Origin of the sequence: Arthrobacter sp. H14, from assembly GCF_000520495.1 — a bacterium.
Lineage (GTDB): Bacteria > Actinomycetota > Actinomycetes > Actinomycetales > Micrococcaceae > Arthrobacter_C.
This window is the reverse complement of the sequence record NZ_KI914621.1, coordinates 176,249-179,298: the sequence shown is the minus strand read 5'-3', so window position 1 is coordinate 179,298 and position 3,050 is coordinate 176,249. Positions and strand designations below refer to the sequence as shown.

At 63.4% G+C, this 3,050-nt stretch carries 4 protein-coding genes and 1 pseudogene; 3 read left to right on the top strand and 2 right to left on the bottom strand.

Annotation, left to right across the window (positions count from 1 at the left end; all coding sequences use genetic code 11):
- On the top strand, positions 1-623 hold a 623-nt coding region (locus Y707_RS31185), incomplete at its 5' end, for a hypothetical protein (protein WP_026533995.1).
- A 545-nt stretch (positions 624-1,168) separates the two neighbouring features.
- Here Y707_RS31185 and Y707_RS0103125 read toward each other — a convergent pair.
- Complete coding sequence (locus tag Y707_RS0103125) at positions 1,169-1,360, bottom strand: hypothetical protein (protein ID WP_026533994.1); 192 nt, start codon at positions 1,358-1,360, stop codon at positions 1,169-1,171.
- A gap of 187 nt (positions 1,361-1,547) precedes the next feature.
- On the opposite strand from Y707_RS0103125, the gene Y707_RS23085 reads away from it, so the two are divergent.
- A complete protein-coding gene (locus Y707_RS23085) occupies positions 1,548-2,144 on the top strand; it encodes an MFS transporter (protein ID WP_216699194.1) in 597 nt (198 codons plus the stop codon).
- Positions 2,145-2,353: 209 nt separating this feature from the next.
- Here Y707_RS23085 and Y707_RS0103115 read toward each other — a convergent pair whose 3' ends face one another.
- Complete coding sequence (locus Y707_RS0103115) at positions 2,354-2,545, bottom strand: hypothetical protein (RefSeq protein ID WP_026533994.1); 192 nt, start codon at positions 2,543-2,545, stop codon at positions 2,354-2,356.
- Between the two features lie 187 nt (positions 2,546-2,732).
- Between Y707_RS0103115 and Y707_RS31180 the strand changes: the two are divergent.
- Positions 2,733-3,050 (top strand): annotated as a pseudogene (locus tag Y707_RS31180) (MFS transporter); the annotation flags it as partial.

Below are 3,050 nucleotides of genomic sequence, written 5' to 3'. Positions count from 1 at the left end.
ACGTCGAAGGCTCCACCGCGACCGTCACGGTTGAGGCTGCCGGCCTGGCCGAGATGTTCGGCGAGGGCGCATTCCCGCACGTGCAGCACATCCACATCGCTGCCCAGGGCACCTGCCCGACCATCGCCGCCGATGACGCCAACGGCGACGGAATCGTCGACACCGTCGAGGGCCTGCCCTCCTACGGTGAAATCGGCACCACCCTCTCCCTCGGCGATGCCGACAAGAGCCCGGCAGCCGCCACTGACATCAGCGTTGCTCCTTCCGGTGGAGCGTTCACCTACGAAGAGACCTTCGAGTTGAGCGATGCCACCCAGGACTCCCTGGCTGAGGGAACCGGCGTCATCGTTGTTCACGGCATTGATCCTGCCGGCCTGAGCGAGGAAGCAGCCAGCGCCAAGTCCAACCTGGTTCCGGAACTGCCCTTGGCAGCCACCGCACCGGCGCTGTGTGGTGCCCTGGAAATGATGCCCGCAGGTGGCGCTGACACCGGCGTTACCGCTGCTGCCACCAACGGTGGCAACGGCGGAAGCGAAATCGGCATGATCGCCCTCGGCGGTGGCCTCCTCGCCGCAGCCGGTGGCGCCTACGCCCTGCGCCGCAAGATGGTAGCCGGCCGCTAAGTCCGTATCCCGAACAGGATCACTGACCCCCACTGACAGTTCAGCGATCCTGCTTAGAAGGACCGCCGCTTCCGCCACTGGTGGGAGCGGCGGTTCTTTTTGCGCGATGAGCTGCCCCAACAGCGAGGAACCTTTCCGTTGCCGTGCAGACGCGGAAAGCCTCTCCAATCCCGGATCCGGCGGGGACGCAGTTGTCCCCGTCTGGACATTGCTTACCGGCTAGAGACAGGACAGGCTTCGCCGCAGCCCATAGTAGCGACGACTTCGGCGCCCCGAGCGAGGTCGTCGATGAGTACGCATCAACCGTTATCGGCCACTGGCGTGACTTTTGGATGAGGAGTTTTGCACCCGTCCGGCCGCGACATAACCCCGTGTTGCTGTGGCTACTACGTCGAAAGTTCCGCGTTTAAGCTTCCCCTCTTCCGCGTTGCACCGACAATGATCGACCGGAGGCCCAAGGCGCCCCGCGCCGAACTGGTGATCCGGTCGGGCGCTACGAACAGGCACTCCCGGAGCTGGCCCGATACTTGCGCCGACACGTCCTCCTACTGGCTCATCGCGTCATTGGCGAGTTTCTGTGCCCGCTCCAGGCCTTCTTCCACCGGAGTCCGGCCCAGGAAGATCTCGTTAAAGATCGGCGCCCAGGCGTTGGCGGCCCCACCAAAGTTCGCGCCGACCGGTGCGGTTATGGTGCCGCCTTGGCGAACTGGCTCGGGTCCACGCCCTGCGATTCCCAATACTGGAGGACAGGGCCCGGTGGGCGGATTGCTCCAGCCCAACCCTCAAGAACAAGTGTGGCACCCACACCAAATTTTATCGGAGGCACTGTGGGAGGATCGGGCGCATGGAGTCCCGGACCTCGTTCCCTTCACTGATGAGGCAACAGCCGTATCGCCGCGTGTGGGTTGCCCGGACGGTTTCACAGTGGGGCGATGCATTCAATACCGTCGCGTCGCGCTGGCCCTGCTGGTGTATTCACTGACCGGTTCCGGTCTGGGTGTGTCCGGGGTAGTCATTGCAGAGATTATCCCGGTCTTATTGCTTGCTTCCTTTGCCGGCCCTCTGGTGGACTGCCTGCCCCGGGTGGCTGTGATGATCGCCGCGGATCTTATCCGGGCAGCCCTGGCTTTCTCCCTCCCGTTCCTGGACGGCAGTGTCTTTGCGGTGTACGCGGTGGCTTTCGGCCTGTCTGCCGGTGCCGTTTTCTTTAACCCAGCTGCGCAGTCAGTGTTGCCCTCCCTGGTCCGGGAACGCGACCTGGTGGTGGCAAACAGTGGGTTGTGGACTGCCGCCGTAGTGCCGCAGGTCGTTTTCGCCCCGCTGGCCGGCGTCGTGGTTGCCGCGTACGGGTACGACTGGGCGTTTTGGATCAATGGATCTCCCCGTCTGGACATTGCTTACCGGCTAGAGACAGGACAGGCTTCGCCGCAGCCCATAGTAGCGACGACTTCGGCGCCCCGAGCGAGGTCGTCGATGAGTACGCATCAACCGTTATCGGCCACTGGCGTGACTTTTGGATGAGGAGTTTTGCACCCGTCCGGCCGCGACATAACCCCGTGTTGCTGTGGCTACTACGTCGAAAGTTCCGCGTTTAAGCTTCCCCTCTTCCGCGTTGCACCGACAATGATCGACCGGAGGCCCAAGGCGCCCCGCGCCGAACTGGTGATCCGGTCGGGCGCTACGAACAGGCACTCCCGGAGCTGGCCCGATACTTGCGCCGACACGTCCTCCTACTGGCTCATCGCGTCATTGGCGAGTTTCTGTGCCCGCTCCAGGCCTTCTTCCACCGGAGTCCGGCCCAGGAAGATCTCGTTAAAGATCGGCGCCCAGGCGTTGGCGGCCCCACCAAAGTTCGCGCCGACCGGTGCGGTTATGGTGCCGCCTTGGCGAACTGGCTCGGGTCCACGCCCTGCGATTCCCAATACTGGAGGACAGGGCCCGGTGGGCGGATTGCTCCAGCCCAACCCTCAAGAACAAGTGTGGCACCCACACCAAATTTTATCGGAGGCACTGTGGGAGGATCGGGCGCATGGAGTCCCGGACCTCGTTCCCTTCACTGATGAGGCAACAGCCGTATCGCCGCGTGTGGGTTGCCCGGACGGTTTCACAGTGGGGCGATGCATTCAATACCGTCGCGTCGCGCTGGCCCTGCTGGTGTATTCACTGACCGGTTCCGGTCTGGGTGTGTCCGGGGTAGTCATTGCAGAGATTATCCCGGTCTTATTGCTTGCTTCCTTTGCCGGCCCTCTGGTGGACTGCCTGCCCCGGGTGGCTGTGATGATCGCCGCGGATCTTATCCGGGCAGCCCTGGCTTTCTCCCTCCCGTTCCTGGACGGCAGTGTCTTTGCGGTGTACGCGGTGGCTTTCGGCCTTTCTGCCGGTGCCGTTTTCTTTAACCCAGCTGCGCAGTCAGTGTTGCCCTCCCTG